Genomic DNA, 18,692 nt, shown 5'->3' on the forward strand with positions numbered 1-18,692 from the left:
ATTTATTTAATTTTATCATAAAAAGTGCCTATAAAGTGCCGTAAATGTGCCTATAAAGTGCCTTAAAATTAAATTTATTATAAAAATATAAAACATTTTTATCAATAAGTTGTATCATTTTAGTGTTAAAAAGCGAAAAAGGAGTGCTTATGTCAATGACAAGAAGAGATTTTTTAAAAACAACTGCCGCAGTGGCAGCGGCTAGTGCAGCTGGAATTACTGTTCCGGAAGAATTAAAAGCACAGGCCGAAACAAGTGAAGAAGGATGGCAATGGGATAAAGCCGTATGCCGTTTCTGTGGAACCGGATGCGGTATTATGGTTGCTACAAAAGGAGGAAAAATCGTTGCTGTAAAAGGTGACCCTGAAGCTCCAGTAAACAGGGGTATTAACTGTATTAAAGGTTATTTTAATGCAAAAATTATGTATGGTGCAGACAGACTAACTCAGCCGCTACTAAGGCTTGATGAAAATGGAAATTTCAGCAAAAATGCCCCGTTTAGACCGGTCAGCTGGAAAAGGGCATTTGATGAAATGGAAAAACAATTCAAAAAATATTACAATAAATACGGACCAACAAGTGTAGGAATTTTCGGTTCCGGTCAATATACAATTGAAGAAGGATATGTATCAAGTAAATTGGTAAAAGGTGGATGGAGAAGTAATAATCTTGATCCTAATGCAAGACACTGTATGGCAAGTGCCGTTGTCGGATTTTATCAAACATTCGGTATTGACGAACCGGCAGGATGTTATGATGATATAGAACTTACCGACACAGTAATAACCTGGGGTGCAAATATGGCCGAAATGCATCCGATTCTTTGGAGTAGAGTTAGTGATGCGAAATTAAACAATCCTGATAAATATAAAGTAGTTAATCTTTCTACTTACAGAAACAGATGTTCAAATCTTGCAGATATGGAAATAATTTTTAGACCTAATACAGATTTAGCAATTATGAACTATATAGGTAGAGAAATTCTCCATAGAAATGCAGTAAATTGGGATTTTGTAAAAAAATACACAATCTTTGCAACAGGAACGGTTGATACCGGTTATGGTATGAGAGAACCAAGTGTTGCTCAAAAATTAGACTATTCAAACAAAGAAATGCAAACAATTAAAAAACAGGCTGCAAAAGTGGTAACTGATGAAGAAGCAGTGGCACTTAGCGCAATAGGTAAATGGAAAGCCGGTGATATAATGGAAATGAAACACAGAAAAGGACATGCACCGTTTTTCCATTGGGAAATAACTTTTGATGAATTTAAAAAAGCGGTTGAACCTTATACACTTGATTATGTGGCAAGTGTTGCAAAAGGAGACCCTGACGAAAGCATTGAAAGTTTTAAAGCAAAACTAAAAAAATTAGCTGATTTATATATTGACCCAAACAGAAAAGTAGTATCTTTCTGGACAATGGGATTCAATCAACATGTAAGAGGTAGCTGGATTAACGAAATTGTGTATATGGTTCATTTACTTCTTGGAAAACAATCAATTCCAGGAAGCGGAGCATTTTCTCTAACCGGTCAGCCAAGTGCATGTGGTACAGCTAGAGAAGTTGGAACATTTGCCCACAGACTCCCAGCAGACTTACTTGTAGCAAATCCAAAACACAGAAAAATAACTGAAAAATTATGGAAAATTCCAGAAGGGACAATTAATCCAAAAGTAGGTTTCCATTTCGTAAAAATGATGAGAGAACTTGAATCTGGTAACCTTAAATGGTCATGGACTATGGTATGTAATCCTTGGCAAGATACTGCAAACGCAAACCATTGGATAAAAGCGGCAAGAACTATGGATAACTTTATTATCGTATCAGACAGTTATCCTGGAGTATCTGCAAGAGTGGCAGATTTAGTATTGCCTAGTGCTATGATTTATGAAAAATGGGGGGCTTACGGTAATGCAGAAAGAAGAACACAACACTGGAGACAACAGGTTGTAGCTCCGGGAATAGCAATGCCAGATTTATGGCAAATGACAGAATTTGCAAAAAGATTTAAATTAAAAGAAGTATGGCACAAATGGAAACTTCCAGATGGAACTGTTTTACCAGACATATTAGAAGAAGCTAAAAGAATGGGATATTCTCCAGATGATACATTATTTGATGTATTGTTCAACAGAGAAGAATACCGCAAAAACTTCCCATGGCCAGACCCAATTGCTAAAAATCCTCAAACAGGAAAACTTCATCCAAACACTGAAGCAGCAAATGACGGTAGAGAAATTATCGGAACTGACGGTAAACCGTTTAATGGATACGGTTTCTTTATTCAAAAAGCAATGTGGGAAGAATATAGATTATTCGGTATGGGAAGAGGTCACGACTTAGCTGATTTTGACACATATCAAAAAGTAAGAGGTCTAAGATGGCCGGTTGTTAACGGAAAAGAGACAAAATGGAGATTTAACACTGAATATGACCCATATGCAAGAAAATTTGCAAAACCTGGTGAAAAATTTGCATTTTACGGACCACTATTAAAAACAATTAAAAGAGGTAACTTACAACACCCTATTGCTTCTATGGGTAAAGTTCATTTACCGAATAAAGCAAAAATTTTCTTCAGACCGTTTATGGTTCACCCGGAAGATCCTAAATATGATACTGAAGGTTATAAATTCTGGTTATGTACTGGAAGAGTTCTAGAACAATGGCACACTGGGACTATGACTATGAGGGTTCCTGAATTATATAGAGCAATGCCAGAAGCACTCTGTTATATGAATCCAAAAGATGCCAAAGCTCTAGGTTTACAAAGATTTGATTTGGTTGTAATTGAAAGCAGACGTGGAAAAGTAAAAGCAAGAATTGAAACAAGAGGTAGAAACAAACCTCCAAGAGGCCTTGTGATGCTTCCTTGGTTTGATGAAAAAATATTAATCAATAAAGTTTGTTTAGATGCAACTTGTCCTATGAGTAAAGAGACTGACTATAAAAAAGCAGCAGTTAAAATATATAAAGCATAAAGGCAAAAATTGGATAGAAGGCACTTTTTAACTCAAATGGCTCAGGCAGCAGCTGCGTCTGCTGTCGCTGGAGTTGTTGTTGGAGCATTTGTTGAAGAAGACAAAGCAAAACCTTTAACCCTGAGGCCGCCTGGGGCATTGGAAGAGAGAGATTTTATAAAAACATGCATAAGATGCGGCCAATGCGTTGAAGCATGTAAAAACAGAGAAAATAAAATGATAGTAAATGGAGAGGAAATTGATACCTTAAAATTGGCAAGCCCCGGAGACAATGCTCCAATCGGTACACCTTTTTTTATAGCAAGGACGGGTCCGTGTTTTATGTGTGATGATATTCCTTGCATGCATGCATGCCCAACAGGTGCATTAACACCGGAAAAATGTAAAAACGATAAAGGTGAAGTAGCAATAGATTATGCAAAAATGGGAGTTGCAGTAATAGATTCTAGCAGTTGTATTGCATTCTGGGGACTTCAATGTACCGCATGTTACAGGGCATGTCCGGAAATGGATAAAGCTATTACAATTGAATGGAAACAAAATAAAAGAACAGGTGAACATGCATACAGAATTCCTGTTGTTCACGAAGAATATTGCACAGGTTGCGGAATGTGCGAAAGAGCATGTGTTACTGAAAAAGCAGCCATTAAAATATTCCCAAGAGAAGTTTTTCTTGGGAAAGCGGGAGACAGATACGTCAAAGGATGGAGCAAAAAAGACCAACAAAGAGTTAAAAACGCATCAACAAAAACAACGACAAAAACACCTTGGAGTGAAAAAAATCCATTAAATAACTTAAATCAAGGTATAAAATGGAATCAATAATTAAAAATAAATATCTAATTTTACGACGTATATCCCAGCTTACAATTTTATTTTTATATTTTGGCGCTAATACATACGGATGGAAAATACTTGTTGGAAATTTAAGTTTATCTAAAATTTTTGGCAAAATTCCTTTAACTGACCCTTATGCATTTTTACAAATGCTTTTTGCAGGTGCTATGATAAGTACAAATATGATTGTTGGAGTTATTATTATTACTCTTTTTTACGGACTTATTGGAGGAAGAGCATTTTGCAGCTGGGTATGCCCGGTAAATATGATAACAGATTTGGCCGCATGGCTTAGAAGAAAAACACATCACGAAAAAGATAATCTAATCAGTGCTATGAAAATTAAAAATTTCAGATACTGGTTTGCCGGAATTTTATTAATCGTATCTATGCTAAGCGGTGCAGCGGCATTTGAATTTATCTCTCCTATCGGTATTTTTACAAGAGGTGTTGCATTTTCTCTTGGATTTGGATGGGTATGGCTGATAGCCATATTTTTATTTGATGCTTTTGTTTTAAAAAACGGTTGGTGCGGACATGTATGCCCCTTAGGAGCTACTTATTCCATAATAGGTGTTAAAAGCTTAATCAGGGTTAAACACAATAAAGATAACTGTACCAATTGCGGAAACTGTTTAACGATATGTCCTGAACCTCAGGTTCTTGCACCTGTAATTGGTAAAAAAAGCGATTTCATTTCAGGAATTGAGTGTTCAAACTGCGGAAGATGCATTGAAGTGTGCAAAGATAATGCACTAAAATTTTCTATTAGAAATTACATAAAAGGAGAAAAAAATGAAAAAACTCATAATTAGTTCTTTAGTTGCTGTGGCTGTATTTACAGGATGTCAAAATGCAAATACACAAAAAAACACAGCATCTGAAAAAACAGTAAAAATTACAGGTATAAGAAAAACATCATTAAATTCAGGAAGTGAAAATTTACCTGTTGTAAAATACAATAATCAGGCACCGGTTCCAGGACAGGTAAAACTTTATAAAAAATCTTTTATAACAGCACCTCCTATGATACCTCACAGCGTTAGCGGAATGGTGCCAATTACTATCAAAAGAAATATGTGTTTAAACTGTCATATGCCAGCACCTGCAAAAGCCATGGGAATTATCCCTATGCCAAAAGATCATTTTGTTGATAATTTTGATGGTGACAAACATGTTCAAAAAGTCGCAGGAAGCAGATATAACTGTACGCAATGTCACGTTCCTCAGGCAAAAGTAAATCCTGTCGTTGAAAACAAATTTGAAAGTTTAAAACCAAGTGCAGGAATAAAATGATAAATAGATCGAAAAGAAATTTTTTCAGGAGAATTTCTTCTCCTAAATCTTTTATTTATCCCCCTTATTATGAAAAAAAAGAAGATTTTTTAACCTGTATAGAATGTGATGAAAAAGCATGCGTTAACTCCTGTCCTGAAAAAATTATAGAATTAAATAACGACATTCCTGTTTTAAATTTTGCATTTAACGGATGTACCTTTTGCGATGAATGTGCGAGAGCATGCGGAAAAGTTTTAAAATTAGAGTATAAAAAGGATAAAATAAACGCACAGTTTTTAATAAATTATAAAAAATGTCTTGCCTGGAACAATATAATATGTTATTCCTGTCAAGATATTTGTGAAAAAAATGCCATAATTTATAAAGAAATGTTTAATCCCGTAATAGATTTGAAAAAATGCAACGGATGCGGTTTTTGCATAGGTGTCTGTCCAAACGATTCAATAGAAATCATTATTAAATAAAGGATAAAAATGAAAAAATTAATAATTTTATTGTTTATGATTATAAATCTGTTTGGATATGAAAAAATTGTTTATCCAAGCTATATTTCAAAACTTACATTTAATCAAAACTATTTAATATCAGGACTTGAAAACGGTGAAATAATTGTTAAAAATTTTAAAACATTAAAGGATATAGATAAAATTACGCTGCCTAAAATTCATGATTTCATGGGTGAACTTATCCCTATGCCGATATATTCACTCGATATTTCTCCGGATAATAAGAATTTACTGATTTTGGCGCAAGGGGAAAAAGGCATAAAAATTATTTATTTATATAATTTTAAAAACAAAAAATTAACAAAAATATTTTCTACAAAAGAGAATTTAATAGAAGCAAAATACATAACAAATAATAAAATATTGATTGCAACACTGGCAGATGAAGCAATTTTATTTAATTTAAATACCAAAAAAGAAACTTATCATAAACAGATAGGAAATTATGTATTTTCAACTTTTAAATTAAACAATAATAAATCTTTGGCTGCATTTGGAGATGAAAGCGGTATTGTAACAATTATTGATGTGAAAAATGCGAGGATAATTAAAACTATAGGGGGATTTAACAAAGCAAAAACATTAAGTGTTGATTTTCAAAAATATTTAATATTAAACGCAAGTGAAGACAGAAGGGTAAGTATTTATAATTTAAAATATGATAATTTTCCTATTGAAAATAAAGTAAAATTTTTACCGTATGCTGCAGGAATTTCTCCAAATTTAAAATATTATGCCATTCAATATGATGAAAATAACGATATTGCACTGTTTGATATGAACAATAAACTTATAAAAATATTAAAAGGACACACAATGGCTTTAAACGGATTAAAATATATAAACAATAATGAAATTATAAGTTTCTCACCCGCAGAAGTTATAATTTGGAAATTAAAGGAGAATAAATGAATATATCAAGCATAATAGTCAAAACAAAACCTGAACATTATGATGCGGTTTATATGAATTTGATGGAAAGTGATTTATGTGATGTGCATTTCGGTGAAAAAGAAAAAGGAATAATAATAGTAACTGTTGAAGGCGAAAGCGTGGAAGAAGAAATATCTAAAGTAACAAGTATAGAAAATATGCCTTTTATAATAAGTGCTAATATGCATATGAGTTATAATGAAGAAGAGTTGGACAAATTAAGAAAAAATATTGACATTAATCAAACTGTAAAAGAGCTTAATACAGAAAAAAAAGCCGAAGAAATAAATTATAAAGGAAGTTTGAAAAATAAATATTAATTTAATAAAAAGTTAATTTTGGCACTTTTTGGACACTTTTTTATAATACAATACTGAAGAGTAAAAATAAACTCAAAGGAGACAAAATGAAAAAGGCACTTTCAGCCGGAGTTAGCATTGCAGCGCTAACAACAGTAGCATTTGCTGCAAACAGTTTGGATTCTAATCCAAATTATGTAAAACTTAAAAATTTCAAACCAAATCCTGCAGTGACAAATCAACAGTGTTTAATGTGTCATAAAGCTCAAGATCCTGGAATCGTAGCCGACTGGCAACATTCAAAACACGCGAAAATGGGTGTCGGATGTGTGCAATGCCACGTTGTACCAAAAAATTATCCAACAGCATTTAAAGCTCACCCATTCCAAGGAAAAAACTGGACAGTTCAAATTGCGGTATCTTCTGTGACATGTGCAAAATGTCACGCCAAAGAAGTTAAAGAATTTTTAAATTCAGGACATGCGAGAGCGGCAGCTCAATGGTTAGCAGCCAATATGAGCAAACACGGATTTTTGATGAATAAACTTGCATACAACTATGAATATATGAAAGGAAAACATCCTTCATTAAACGGTTACAGTGCAGCAAAAATGGCTGCGGGAATCAGAAAAGACAATTCTGTATTTACTTCAAATCAAAATAATCCAAGACAGGCTGATTTAGGCGTTGCAAACATATGTATTCAATGCCACGGAACAACTATTAAATTAGATAAAGAAGGAAGACCTGATCCAGCAACTTGGCCAAATGATGGTATGGCTTCACTTTATCCTGACGGAGGTGTTGGAAACTGTGTAGCATGCCACAGCAGACATACATTCTCAGCAGCAGAAGCGAGACAACCGGCAGCTTGCGAAAACTGTCACTTAGGACCTGACCATCCGGATAAAGAAATATTTGATTCAAGTGTTCATGGCCATATTTTTGAAACAAATCATCAATTTTATAATTTTAAAACAGGAGAACAAATTCCTGGCAAAACTTTAAGAGCACCAACATGTTTTACATGTCATATGAGTTCAATCAACGGGCTTAAAGCAACTCACAATGTATCATTAAGACTTAAATGGAACCTATGGGCACCAAAAAGTTTCTTAAGAACTGGTGGTACAGAAAGCGCAGGATGGGCATTCTGGAACGGTGGAGGAAAAATTATACCTGGAAAAACAATATTAAGAGGTAATCCAAAAGCCGGTAACCCTGAAGGACCAGAAGCAGCAAGAGCTCAAATGAAACAAGTATGTGCAACCTGCCACGAAGCCACATTTATAAATAACTACTTCCAAAGAGTAGATGCCCAAGTTAAAAATTACAATAATTATTTCAATGCAGCAAATAAAATGTTAAAAGAACTTAAAGCTAAAGGACTTATCAAATCTGATGTATGGAGCGATCCATTCTTTAAATTATATTATTATCTATGGCACCATGAAGGTAGAAGAATGAGACAAGGTGCGGCAATGGGAAGCCCAGATTATGCTCATTGGCATGGTGTTTTCCAAGTAATGCAAGATATCAGAGAAATGCAAGATATTTACAACTACAGAATGAGAATGCTTAAAAAATACGGAAGCGCTAAAAAAGTTCTTGAAAACGAACCTCCAATGCCAGTTGTTACTCACGAATAATTTTTCTGCCCTTTTTGGGCATTGTTTTCAATAATACAATTTAAAGTGCCTGGCACTTATTATTGCCAACCATAAAAATATAAAGTTTTATTTATTAAATTATTTTATATTAATTTTCCAAAACAAATAAAATATTTGTTTTGGAATTTCTATTTTATTTTTTACCAAATTCTTTAGCAACTCTTTTAATATCGGCTTCTTTTAAACCTTTTGCAACATTAACCATCATAGGATTACCTTTTCCGGCTTTAAATTCTTTCATTTTTGCTTCGATTTGAGCCGGTGTTAAAGTATCAAGTTTTTTAGCCATACCGCCGTTATGACACATTGCACAGTTATCACCTGCAAATAAAAATCCGGCTAATCCTATAAATGCGAATAATTTTTTCATATTAACCCTTTATTTTTAATAATAGGTTGAAATTATATTTAATAATTATTAAATTAATGTTACTTTTGGATAAATTTTTAAAATATATCTTAATATTTTTTAATTAGTAGGTAATTTCATTTTTTCTATCAATTTTATATATTACCACAATCATCAAAATAATACCCGTTAGTTCTATCAAAACCGCAGGCGCCACTACTCCTACAGCTCCCAAAAGGGTTCCTATTATACATAAAAACATCCCGAGTAAAAAAGTTTTATCACTCCAATATTCTTTTACAGCATCCATTGTTTCTCCTTATTTAACTTATCTAATTCCTTTATAAATAAAATAAATACCTACTAATATTAACAAAATTCCGCTTGCTTTTTCAATTAAACCCATATAATTTTTTGCTTTTTGTATAAATCTGATACTCCAAACGGTAAAAATAGCCATAAGTAAAAACGGAAGAGCAAGCCCGAGAGAATAAACAATCATCATAGAAACACTTTTTGCCGGGTCGGTTGCCGCCATTCCAACAATTGTGCCAAATATTGGGCCAATACATGGTGTCCATCCAAATGCAAAGGAAACCCCAAGTAAAAAACTTCCTGCATTTTGCAGATTTAATCTTTTTTCATACTGAAAAATTTTAAATTTAATAAATCCTCCTATATTAAACCCGAAAATAATTATTACAATTCCTGCAATTACATTTAACCATTTATTCGCAAATATATTGCCTATTAAATTTGCCGCCGCTGCACCTATTAAAACAAACACCAAAGCAAAACCCAAAATAAACAAAAAGGAATTAATTAAAATTTTAAGTCTTTCTTTTTTATTTAAATTCCTCTGTTCAATTTCTTTTGCACTTATTCCTGTTATATAAAAAAAATAAATCGGCACAAGAGGCAATACACAGGGAGAAAAAAATGAAAGAACACCTGCAATAAAACTTACGATAAATGGCATCTTGTCAAAATAATCAAACAGAGAATAAACCATATTTTCCATTATTTGCCTTTTTGATATTTTTCGTTATACTGTTTTAAAACTTCAAGAAAAACTTTAGCCGGTCTTGAACCGAAAATTCTGTAATAAAGCTTATCATCCGGTGTAATCAACAATACATTGGGAGCCGCACCCGTAAAATAAATTGAAAACTCAATGGGAACCCTGTCTGTATCGGCATAAATAAATATAGGTATAAAATTTTTGTTTATATAATCAATTACAGGTTTGTATTTATATACAATATTTGCCATATACCAGCATGGAGGACAATGATGAACGGAAATATCGACCATTAGAAGTTTATGCTCCTTTTTAGCCAACTCAAATGCATTCTTATAATTTTTTACCCAATGAATTCCATCTGCAAAAATAGAAGTCAAAAATAAAAAAATCAAAAACAATTTTTTCATTTCTTTAACCTTTCAGCAAGTTCATAGGAATTTTTAATACAGTCGTTAAAACTGATGCCATTATAAGCATTGCCTGTTAAATAAATATTAAATTTTTCTGCTTCGGTGAATATATCTTTAACTAATTTCTGATGACCAAGGGAATAATTTGGAATTGCGTTTTTATGAAGCTTTAACCACGTTATTTTCGGATTAGCATTTTTGATAATTTCATATATATCATCAAGCGCTGTTTTAATTATTTCTTCTTTATTTAAATCTTTAATTTCAGAATACCTGGCTCCGCCCAGCATTGCCCTGATTCCGTTTCTGTTTGGAAAAATATATTTGTCCATCAATATACCGAGTGTTTTATTTTTTATAGTTAAAATACCGAAAGATTTAGGTGTAACACTCTCAAAATCAAGTCCGACAATAGCAACAGGGTTATAAGGGATTTTTTTTAACAAATCTGAAAGTTTTTCATATTTTTTTAAAATTTCTGATGCCGAATAAGCCTCCGTAGCTATTACAATTTTATCAAAATCTTTCAGTTCATCTACATCTTTTATTTCTTTAATTACAAAATTTGCTTTTGTTTTTTCTTTTAGTTTATTAATAAATTCACTCATTCCGTATTCAAATGAATGAAGTTCCCCCGTAGGTTCCCCTCCCCTTTTTAATTTAATCATACCTTTAAAAAGAGAACCGTATTCACATTCAACTTTTTTCAGTTTGGGAAAAGCGGCATTCATAGAAGTCATTTCAGGAGTAGAGGCGTATATGCCGGCCAGCATAGGTATCATCATTTTTCTATAAAATTCTTTGCCGAGTCTTCTGATTGCAAATTCTTTTACACTCTCTTCCCTGTCACATACGGGTTTTATAAAAAATTCTTTCAAAATCCTGATTTTCCCTTTCAGGCTCATTATATCACTTGTTAAAAATTCAATAGGTTTTGAAGGAAGTTTAATCAGTTTATCATCATAAATATATCTGATTTTTGCATTTTCATCGGCTTTTATAGGTTTTATGCCTATTTTTTCACATAATTCAAGCGTTTTGGGAGAATTATTTAAAAACCCGTTTACACCTTCTTCAAAAAGATAATTCCCAACTTTTTGCGTATAGGCTTTTCCGCCCCATTTATCTTTTTCAAAAACAGTTATTTCATAATCATTCTGAAGATAATATGCAAGGCTTAACCCGCTTATACCTCCCCCCACAATTGCTAATTTTTGCATTTTTTTCTCCTGTAATAAAAAATTATAAAACCAATTATAACCAAAAAAGAGCTTAAAATCTGTCCCATCGTTATATGGCCGACAATAAATCCAAGCTGAGGGTCCGGCTGGCGCCAAAATTCACACAGACTTCTGAAAACGCCATATGTAATTAAATACAAAGCTATCAATTCCCCTTTGCATTTGTAAAATTTTTTGTAAAACCAATAAATAATTATAAAACTAACCAGTCCTTCAAAAAAAGCCTCATATAAACCGATAGGATGCCTTAAAGCACCGTCTATATAAACCCCCCAGGGAACATCGGTAATCCTGCCGACTATTCTTTCGTTTAAAAAATTGCCGAGTCTTCCGAAAATATATGCAAGCGGAACGGCGAGAGCCACAACATCAACCAATTTCCATAAATCAACTTTTTTAACTTTTACAAAAATCAAAGTGGCGAGAACAAATCCTATTACCGCCCCGTGATAACTCATTCCTGCAATTCCCACAAATTTTCCGCCCTCAAAAGGATTAAACATCTCCCAGGGATGAAGGAGATAATAACTGTTATCTCCTGGCATATAAAATAAAACATATCCGAATCTCGCACCCAAAATAATTCCTATTTCAGCCCATATAAAATATTCGTCTATTATCTTTTTACTAAAACCCATTTTTTCGCCGAATTTAATCCCCAAATAATAACCCAAAACAAGTGCTGTTATATACATAATTGCATACCAGTGAATATGAAAAGGGCCTATATTAAGGGCAACAGGATTTATATGAGAGTAGATATGCTGCCAGAAATTTATTAAATTATTCATTTTCCATTCTTTTCACTACTCACTACTCACTATTTTCACCGTTTTCTATTGACTTGGCAATAAGTTCGATAGGATGCATAAATTTTTTATTATCCCCCACTTTATCAAGATGCTCGGTTATCTGCATTCTGCAAGCACTGCATTCAGCACTTACAATTTCAGCGTCTACCTTTTTAATCATTTCGGCTTTTTTCAACCCTTCTTTTCTTGCCAGATGAAATTTTTCACTCTGAATTGTAATACCGCCAAATCCGCAGCACATATCAGGATTTTCCATTTCATTTATCTGATAATTTTGACTTATAAGAGCTCTCGGTTCTTTTCTTATATTAAACACCTTACCGAAATGACACGCATCATGATATGTGATTTTTTCTTTTTCTTTTGGAAGTTTTGCAAGCCTTTCTTTTAAATCGGTATATTTATAAAACCATTCGGTGGTTCCAAAAATTTTGGATTTTATTTTTTTATGCCTTTCCAGCCACTCCGGCATATGGTATGTTATAAATTCTTCATAATCTTTTTTTAACATTGCTGTACAGGTGGCTTCCGGGACAATAATGGCATCAACCTCATCAATGAAAGTTTCAAAATATGTAATATTATATTCTACAAGTTCTTTTACTGTTTTAAAATCACCCGTAAAATAAGCCGGTGCCCCGCAGCAAAGCTGCTTTTTAGGGATAAAAATATCAACATTCAAAAATTTAAGCACTTTTATCAGGGCATCGCCAACCTCGGTATAATTGTAATTGGCCATACATCCGATAAATATAGCAACTTTTTTTTGAGGATTTTGTGCTTTTATCCTTTCTGGATATTTTTTTAAAAAAGGTTTTTTCTTAAAATAAGGGAGTAATCTTCCTTTATGTAAAAGAGGTATGGAAAAGCGGGAGCGCATTGCGTTTTTTTCCTGCTCAATCTTAAACCCGCATGTCTGAAAATAAAAACCGAGCCTGCTTACCAAATCATAAGCCCATCTGTTTTTCAAAAGATAAAAAAATGCTCTTTTAAACCAGGCTATTCCAAATTTTTCGGCAATTTCGGCTCTAATATTTTCTATCATAAAATCGGTGGGAATAGAATTAGGACATATTTCCACACACTGGTTACACAAAAAACAGCTTTCAAAAATATCTTTTGCATTTTTATCAAGCTCAATTTCTCTTTCTTCCACACCCTTCAAGAGATCCAAAAAACCCCTAGGAGATGTGGCTTCGTCAGGATTTATTCCATGAATAGTACATCCCGGAATACACTTTCCACATTTTATACACATATCCGAAAATTCACTGAATTTAAACACCGCGTACCTTTTTTAACAGCAAAATATCAAAACAAAACTATTTTGTCAATTTTCACAACTCACTACTCACCATTTTCACTATTTCTTAAGAGTATTGAGTCTCTCTTCTTTTGTCCCTATAGAAGTAATCTGAATTCCGAAGTTTCCGTCAACGATTACAACTTCTCCTTCACCTATTTTTTTATCCTCTATCAAAATTTCAAGCGGTTCGTTTGCAAGCTGGTTAAGTTCAACGATTGAGCCTATATCCATAGAAACAACATCTTTTAAAAGCATAACCTTTGTTCCAATCCTCACACGAAGCTGTAATTTTACATCTAAAAGCATTTCCAAATTTTTAACCTCTGGAAGAGGCTTGGTTTTATCTGTCTCTTTTTTTTCTTCAATATGTGTTTTTTTACCTCTGATAAGAGCATATATTTTATCATCCAAAAGAATATGACACTCTTTTTTTATATCTTTTATAGAACAATTTAAAACGATGTCATCTGCATAATCAAATTTTTCTTTTTCCTGATTAAAAGTAACATCTTTAATCTGAAATTTTAATTTAGGCAGATTTTCCTGTGCTTCAAGTGTTGTTGAAAGTGATCCGAATATATTGGATACAATTTCTTTTATAGCATCCAAATCGTCTTCATTCATTTCACTTTTCGCCTCTCCCTCACCTGCAAGCATTAAATCTCCGAGAATTGTGGCAATTTCCGGAGGTATAATAACTGCCAATTCACCTTCTTTGGACTGCAGAGTTATTTTTGCATAAGGAGGCTCAATATCTACTTTATGTTTTTCTTCTTTCAAAATTACATCAGGAGCTATTCCTATTAACCCCTCCACCACAGATTTTATTTCATTTATCAAAATATCTATAAAATTATTCATTTTTCTCCCCTGATGTTATATTTTCTATTTTTTCTTTTCTCATTTGTTCAAGTTTTTCCAAAATCTCTTTTACCTCATCATGCTCGGTTTTTAAAATGTGTTTGATTTTGATACTTCTTCTGTATCTGCTGACCCCAAAATCTGCAATAAATTTTTCTCTGCCGTCCACTTTAACAACAACTGTATCATTGGCCGGCCTGTTTAGCTTTATTATATCACCGACTTCCAAATCAATAATTTCCTTCATACTCATATAAGCATATCCGAGTATTGCCTCGAGCTCTATTTTTGCCCCTCTTATAAGAGCTCTCAGTTCCGTATTTCTACTTTTTCTGCCTGTTGTCCCGCTTAGCATTAAATCTCTGTTTGCGAGTTTTGGAAGAAGGGATTCAATAGAAATAACAGGATAACAAATATTCATCATTCCGCTTGTATGACCGATGACAATTTCCATAACAATCATAACAACAATTTCATTCTGGGCAACAATCTGAACAACATTGGGACTTGATTCTTTTGCTTCTATTACCGGAAAAAGTTCCATTATAGGCGACCAGGCCTCTTTCATATTTTGTGTAATAACCCTTAAAATCTGATCAAGCAGACTGAGTTCTATATCAGTAAATTCCCTGTTAGATTCATAAGAAGAACCGCCCCCTCCGAGTAACCTGTCTATCATAGGGAAAACAATTGAAGGGTTAATTTCAATTACACCTTTTCCGTCAAGCGGTTTTAAAGAAAAAACGTTAAACGACGTCGGACTTGGCAGTGACATTAAAAATTCACCATAAGTCATCTGGTCGACAGAATGAAGCTGGATTTCAACAATACTTCTCATAAGTGCGGAAATATCACTTGCAAGATTTCTGGCCATTTTGTCATGTATCGCTCTTAAAGAACGGAGCTGCTCTTTACTGACCCTGTTTGGCCTTTTAAAATCATATAAAGTAATTTGGCGCTGTTCTAGTATATCAGGAGCTTTTTCAAGCTCCTCAGGTGCCACGTTTTCTTCCTGAACAACTTCTAAAAGCGCATCAATTTCTTCCTGCGATAATAATTCAGCCATTTAATTTTTTCCTTATTTTTCTTATAACATGCGAGTGTATCTGGGAAATTCTGCTTTCGGATACATTTAATATATCACTTATTTCTCTTAATGAAAGCTCTTCAAAATAATAAAGTTGAATCACAAGCTGTTCTTTTTCGCCCAACTCTTTTAAAACTTTCTTAATTATATCAATTAATTCTTCCTCTTCAACTTTTTTAGAAATATTTTCAAAATAATTTAGCTGCTCTTCAATTGGCATTACATTATATATTTCTCCCGCTTTTTTTGCTTTTTTTATTTTTTCTATACTTTCGTTTAAAACTTCGGCCAAATATTCGTCACTTGGGGCAGTTCCGAATCTGGACATATAATTCTCCGTAATTTTATCAATTTCTTTTACAAGTTTTCTCTCAGCCCTGCTTATGGTATCAAGACTTCTTAAAAAATCGAGCATTGCCCCGTAAACCCTTTTTTGTGCATATCCCCAAAAATTATCATTCATTTTAGGGTCATATCTTTTTGATAATTTCACAAGTTCTTCAAGCCCGATTGAAACCAGATCATTAAAATCAATACTGCCTGGCAGTCTTTCTTTAAGTCTTGCCGCCATTGCCTTTACCGCGGGCATATAATTAACCGCCAGAGAATCCCTGTATTCTTTTAATGTCTGTTCGTAAGGATTACACATGTTTCTTCTTTAGAATTTTTAGTTCTTCTTCTTCAAATTTTTTTAAAAATTTATAATTTTCATAAATAATATCCTCTTTTTTTTCAAGTTCTTTTATCTGGGAATTAACAATTTTTTCTATTTCGTTTTTATTAAAAATAATATATTTTGAAAGCATTGTATATTTGATAAAAAAAGAAACACTTGCCAAAGAAAGAATATAAAAAGCAGATGTTGTGATAATCACAAACCAAAAAAAATTATATACATCAAAATTTTTCAATATTCCGAATATTACAGCAATAAAAAAACCGCTTACAGTAGAAAAATAGATAAAATTTTCCGCTTTCATTTATTTCCTTTAAAACTGAGAAAATATCTTTTTAAAAAATCTTCCGATTCCTTTATTTTCAGTTTTAAGCACTTTTCGTTCCGAAATTTTTGCCAGTTTTTTTGCAATATTATATATCTGTTCGCTGGAAAACGAATAAGGCTCCTGCTTTGTAAAAAGAGCCCTGTTTATAGAACAGTTGGTAATTATTTTATCTTTTTTTAAATATCCTATCATTTGAAGTCTTAAATCTTTTTTTAAATTATGTTTGGCCACATTGTTTATTTTTGAAAATATATTAATTGCTTCTTTTTCGCTGTTAACCTCATTTAAAAACATAAAAATTTTATCTTTTTTTTCACTTATCAGTTTTATCATGGCATATGCATCGGTAATGGCGGCAGGCTCAGGCACCGTAACTACAATAATATCATCGCTTGCCTCAAGGAACATTTGAACTTTTTTATCTATTCCCGCACCCGTATCAATAATAAAAAAATCGTAACCATTTAATATTTCAAATTCAGAGAAAAATTTACTGAGGGTAACTTCATCTGCAAAATCCATTATTTCTTCACCACTTTTTCCCGGGATTAAAATAAAATCCTTTTCAATTTCAACAATAATATCTTTTAAGGAGCATTCATTTTTAAGTACATTATATATGTTTTTATCACTTTTAACTTTTAATATTACATCCAGATTAGCTAAGCCTATATCAGCATCAAAAAGAGCAACTTTAAACCCCAATTTATGCAGGGCATAACCCAAATTTGCTGTAATTGTACTTTTCCCCACACCTCCTTTTCCACTGGTTATCGCTATAAAATGAACATTTGAGGGTTTGGTATTTCTTTCTTGAACCAGTTCTTTGAGTTTATCGGCTTGAGTTTTCAATTAAACTCCTTATTTAAAATACCTTTAAGCAAATAATCGGCCCCGGCCTGTGTTAAATCGTCCGGAACTTCCTGTCCTGTCGAAAAATAACTGACAGGTTTTTTTGTTTCAATTAAAAGAGAAAAAATATTTCCATAATTTTTTGTTTCATCAAGTTTGGTGAAAACAAGTGTATCGATAGGCAAAATTGAAAAATTTTTATAAATATCCAGTAAATCATCATATTTAGTTACAGCTGAAAGAACCAAATTTATATTAATTTCGGCAAACGTATCCACTTTTAAAAAATTTGATAATTTTTCAATTTTTTCTTTATCATGCTGGCTGCTTCCTACCGTGTCAATTAATATATATTCATTATGCCGCAGACTTTCAAGAGCCAGTGAAAAATCGCTCGGGTCCACCACTGTTTCTATAGGAAGTCTCATCATTTTTGCATAAGTCATTAATTGCTCAACCGCTCCTATTCTGTATGTATCTAATGTTATTATCCCAACTTTATGGCGTTTGGAAAGTTTGTAAGCAAATCTGGCAGCCAGTTTTGCAATGGTTGTGGTTTTACCAACCCCGGTAGGCCCCACAAACATCATAATTTTTTTATGTGGAGGAGTTATTTCCCTTTCCATTCTTACAGGTATCATTTTTTTAAGAAGTGTATAAAAATATCTTTTTATCGTTTGGGAATTTTTTCTCATTTTTAAAGGCATATATTTTATTGTAAGTTTCATTATTTCGTCCAAATGTTTTTCATTAATTCCACTTGCACGTGAAAGTGCGTATATTTCACTGAATTCGGGAGGCAACTGTAATTCACTTTTATTTGCAATTTTCCACATACTCGCCTGTAAAAATTTTAATGTGTCACTTATTTTTGTAACCTGTTTTTTAAGTTCAATTATTTCGTCATTTTTTTTTGGCGTTAAATTCGGCTGATTTATAATTTCTTTATTTTCTTTTTTTGAGATAGAAGATATTTCTTTTGCCGCACTTGAAAGTTTTAACATAACCTCTTGTGCATGTTCTTTATCACTCATCGGTTTTCTGGGCCTGATATTGGATTCTTCAACAGCTACAACAATTTCATACAGACCCGGGCTTGTAAGGGTTTTTTTCTTAATTTCTTTGCTTGAAACAATTACAGCGTCATCCCCCACCTCTTCTTTTACTTTTTTCAAAGCCTCGGTATAACTTTCAGCCGTATATGTTTTTAACTTCAAT

21 protein-coding genes are annotated in these 18,692 nt (G+C 32.8%); 8 read left to right on the forward strand and 13 right to left on the reverse strand.

The annotated features are described in order from the left end of the window. Nucleotides 1-149: 149 nt before the first annotated feature. From napA to DZ65_RS0101930, 8 genes are all read left to right on the forward strand, one after another. Nucleotides 150-2,984, forward strand: coding sequence for a nitrate reductase catalytic subunit NapA (napA, locus tag DZ65_RS0101895; protein WP_024790609.1), 2,835 nt, complete (start codon nt 150-152; stop codon nt 2,982-2,984). Between the two features lie 9 nt (nt 2,985-2,993). Next, complete coding sequence (gene napG / locus DZ65_RS0101900) at nt 2,994-3,809, forward strand: ferredoxin-type protein NapG (RefSeq protein WP_024790610.1); 816 nt, start codon at nt 2,994-2,996, stop codon at nt 3,807-3,809. Beyond that, the gene (gene napH, locus DZ65_RS0101905; protein WP_024790611.1) at nt 3,797-4,636 is read left to right on the forward strand and encodes a quinol dehydrogenase ferredoxin subunit NapH; all 840 of its coding nucleotides are present in this window, start codon (nt 3,797-3,799) and stop codon (nt 4,634-4,636) included. Before napG ends, napH begins: the two co-directional genes overlap by 13 nt. Next, nucleotides 4,617-5,117: a nitrate reductase cytochrome c-type subunit gene (locus DZ65_RS0101910; protein ID WP_024790612.1), complete on the forward strand. Its 501-nt coding sequence runs from the start codon at nt 4,617-4,619 to the stop codon at nt 5,115-5,117. The genes napH and DZ65_RS0101910 overlap by 20 nt, the downstream gene beginning before the upstream one ends. Continuing rightward, the gene (locus DZ65_RS0101915; RefSeq protein WP_024790613.1) at nt 5,114-5,584 is read left to right on the forward strand and encodes a 4Fe-4S binding protein; all 471 of its coding nucleotides are present in this window, start codon (nt 5,114-5,116) and stop codon (nt 5,582-5,584) included. Before DZ65_RS0101910 ends, DZ65_RS0101915 begins: the two co-directional genes overlap by 4 nt. 9 nt (nt 5,585-5,593) lie before the next feature. Further along, nucleotides 5,594-6,538 carry a nitrate reductase gene (locus DZ65_RS0101920; RefSeq protein ID WP_024790614.1) on the forward strand — a complete coding sequence of 315 codons (945 nt, stop codon included), beginning with the start codon at nt 5,594-5,596 and terminating at the stop codon, nt 6,536-6,538. Next, nucleotides 6,535-6,879, forward strand: coding sequence for a chaperone NapD (locus DZ65_RS0101925; protein ID WP_024790615.1), 345 nt, complete (start codon nt 6,535-6,537; stop codon nt 6,877-6,879). Before DZ65_RS0101920 ends, DZ65_RS0101925 begins: the two co-directional genes overlap by 4 nt. Before the next feature lie 86 nt (nt 6,880-6,965). Continuing rightward, nucleotides 6,966-8,507: a multiheme c-type cytochrome gene (locus DZ65_RS0101930; RefSeq protein ID WP_024790616.1), complete on the forward strand. Its 1,542-nt coding sequence runs from the start codon at nt 6,966-6,968 to the stop codon at nt 8,505-8,507. 154 nt (nt 8,508-8,661) lie between these two features. On the opposite strand, the gene DZ65_RS0101935 is transcribed toward DZ65_RS0101930, so the two are convergent. The 13 genes from DZ65_RS0101935 to flhF all read right to left on the reverse strand — a co-directional run bounded on the left by DZ65_RS0101935 (nt 8,662) and on the right by flhF (nt 18,691). Then, entirely contained in the window at nt 8,662-8,898 is a 237-nt protein-coding gene (locus tag DZ65_RS0101935; RefSeq protein WP_024790617.1) for a cytochrome c553, read from the reverse strand. A gap of 103 nt (nt 8,899-9,001) precedes the next feature. Continuing rightward, nucleotides 9,002-9,187, reverse strand: coding sequence for a hypothetical protein (locus DZ65_RS0101940; RefSeq protein ID WP_024790618.1), 186 nt, complete (start codon nt 9,185-9,187; stop codon nt 9,002-9,004). 18 nt (nt 9,188-9,205) lie between these two features. Further along, on the reverse strand, nt 9,206-9,898 hold the full coding sequence (locus tag DZ65_RS0101945; RefSeq protein WP_035908026.1) for a cytochrome c biogenesis CcdA family protein: 693 nt from the start codon (nt 9,896-9,898) through the stop codon (nt 9,206-9,208). Continuing rightward, nucleotides 9,898-10,308, reverse strand: a complete 411-nt coding sequence (locus DZ65_RS0101950) for a DUF255 domain-containing protein (RefSeq protein WP_024790620.1) — start codon at nt 10,306-10,308, stop codon at nt 9,898-9,900. The genes DZ65_RS0101945 and DZ65_RS0101950 overlap by 1 nt, the downstream gene beginning before the upstream one ends. Continuing rightward, entirely contained in the window at nt 10,305-11,531 is a 1,227-nt protein-coding gene (gene hemG / locus DZ65_RS0101955; protein ID WP_024790621.1) for a protoporphyrinogen oxidase, read from the reverse strand. Before hemG ends, DZ65_RS0101950 begins: the two co-directional genes overlap by 4 nt. Further along, nucleotides 11,519-12,343: a prolipoprotein diacylglyceryl transferase gene (lgt, locus tag DZ65_RS0101960; protein WP_201767784.1), complete on the reverse strand. Its 825-nt coding sequence runs from the start codon at nt 12,341-12,343 to the stop codon at nt 11,519-11,521. The genes hemG and lgt overlap by 13 nt, the downstream gene beginning before the upstream one ends. A 22-nt stretch (nt 12,344-12,365) precedes the next feature. Continuing rightward, the gene (locus DZ65_RS0101965) at nt 12,366-13,649 is read right to left on the reverse strand and encodes a (Fe-S)-binding protein (protein WP_024790623.1); all 1,284 of its coding nucleotides are present in this window, start codon (nt 13,647-13,649) and stop codon (nt 12,366-12,368) included. Between the two features lie 78 nt (nt 13,650-13,727). Beyond that, nucleotides 13,728-14,531, reverse strand: a complete 804-nt coding sequence (gene fliY / locus DZ65_RS0101970) for a flagellar motor switch protein FliY (RefSeq protein ID WP_024790624.1) — start codon at nt 14,529-14,531, stop codon at nt 13,728-13,730. Further along, on the reverse strand, nt 14,524-15,597 hold the full coding sequence (fliM, locus tag DZ65_RS0101975; protein ID WP_024790625.1) for a flagellar motor switch protein FliM: 1,074 nt from the start codon (nt 15,595-15,597) through the stop codon (nt 14,524-14,526). The genes fliY and fliM overlap by 8 nt, the downstream gene beginning before the upstream one ends. After that, nucleotides 15,590-16,267: an RNA polymerase sigma factor FliA gene (locus DZ65_RS0101980; RefSeq protein WP_024790626.1), complete on the reverse strand. Its 678-nt coding sequence runs from the start codon at nt 16,265-16,267 to the stop codon at nt 15,590-15,592. Before DZ65_RS0101980 ends, fliM begins: the two co-directional genes overlap by 8 nt. Continuing rightward, entirely contained in the window at nt 16,260-16,598 is a 339-nt protein-coding gene (locus tag DZ65_RS0101985) for a hypothetical protein (RefSeq protein ID WP_024789251.1), read from the reverse strand. The genes DZ65_RS0101980 and DZ65_RS0101985 overlap by 8 nt, the downstream gene beginning before the upstream one ends. A gap of 9 nt (nt 16,599-16,607) precedes the next feature. Beyond that, nucleotides 16,608-17,474 carry a MinD/ParA family protein gene (locus DZ65_RS0101990; RefSeq protein ID WP_024790627.1) on the reverse strand — a complete coding sequence of 289 codons (867 nt, stop codon included), beginning with the start codon at nt 17,472-17,474 and terminating at the stop codon, nt 16,608-16,610. Continuing rightward, nucleotides 17,471-18,691: a flagellar biosynthesis protein FlhF gene (flhF, locus tag DZ65_RS0101995; protein WP_024790628.1), complete on the reverse strand. Its 1,221-nt coding sequence runs from the start codon at nt 18,689-18,691 to the stop codon at nt 17,471-17,473. The genes DZ65_RS0101990 and flhF overlap by 4 nt, the downstream gene beginning before the upstream one ends. Between the last annotated feature and the right edge of the window lies 1 nt (nt 18,692).

The organism is Lebetimonas sp. JS032 (genome assembly GCF_000523315.1).
In the GTDB taxonomy this organism is placed as follows: Bacteria; Campylobacterota; Campylobacteria; order Campylobacterales; family Nautiliaceae; genus Lebetimonas.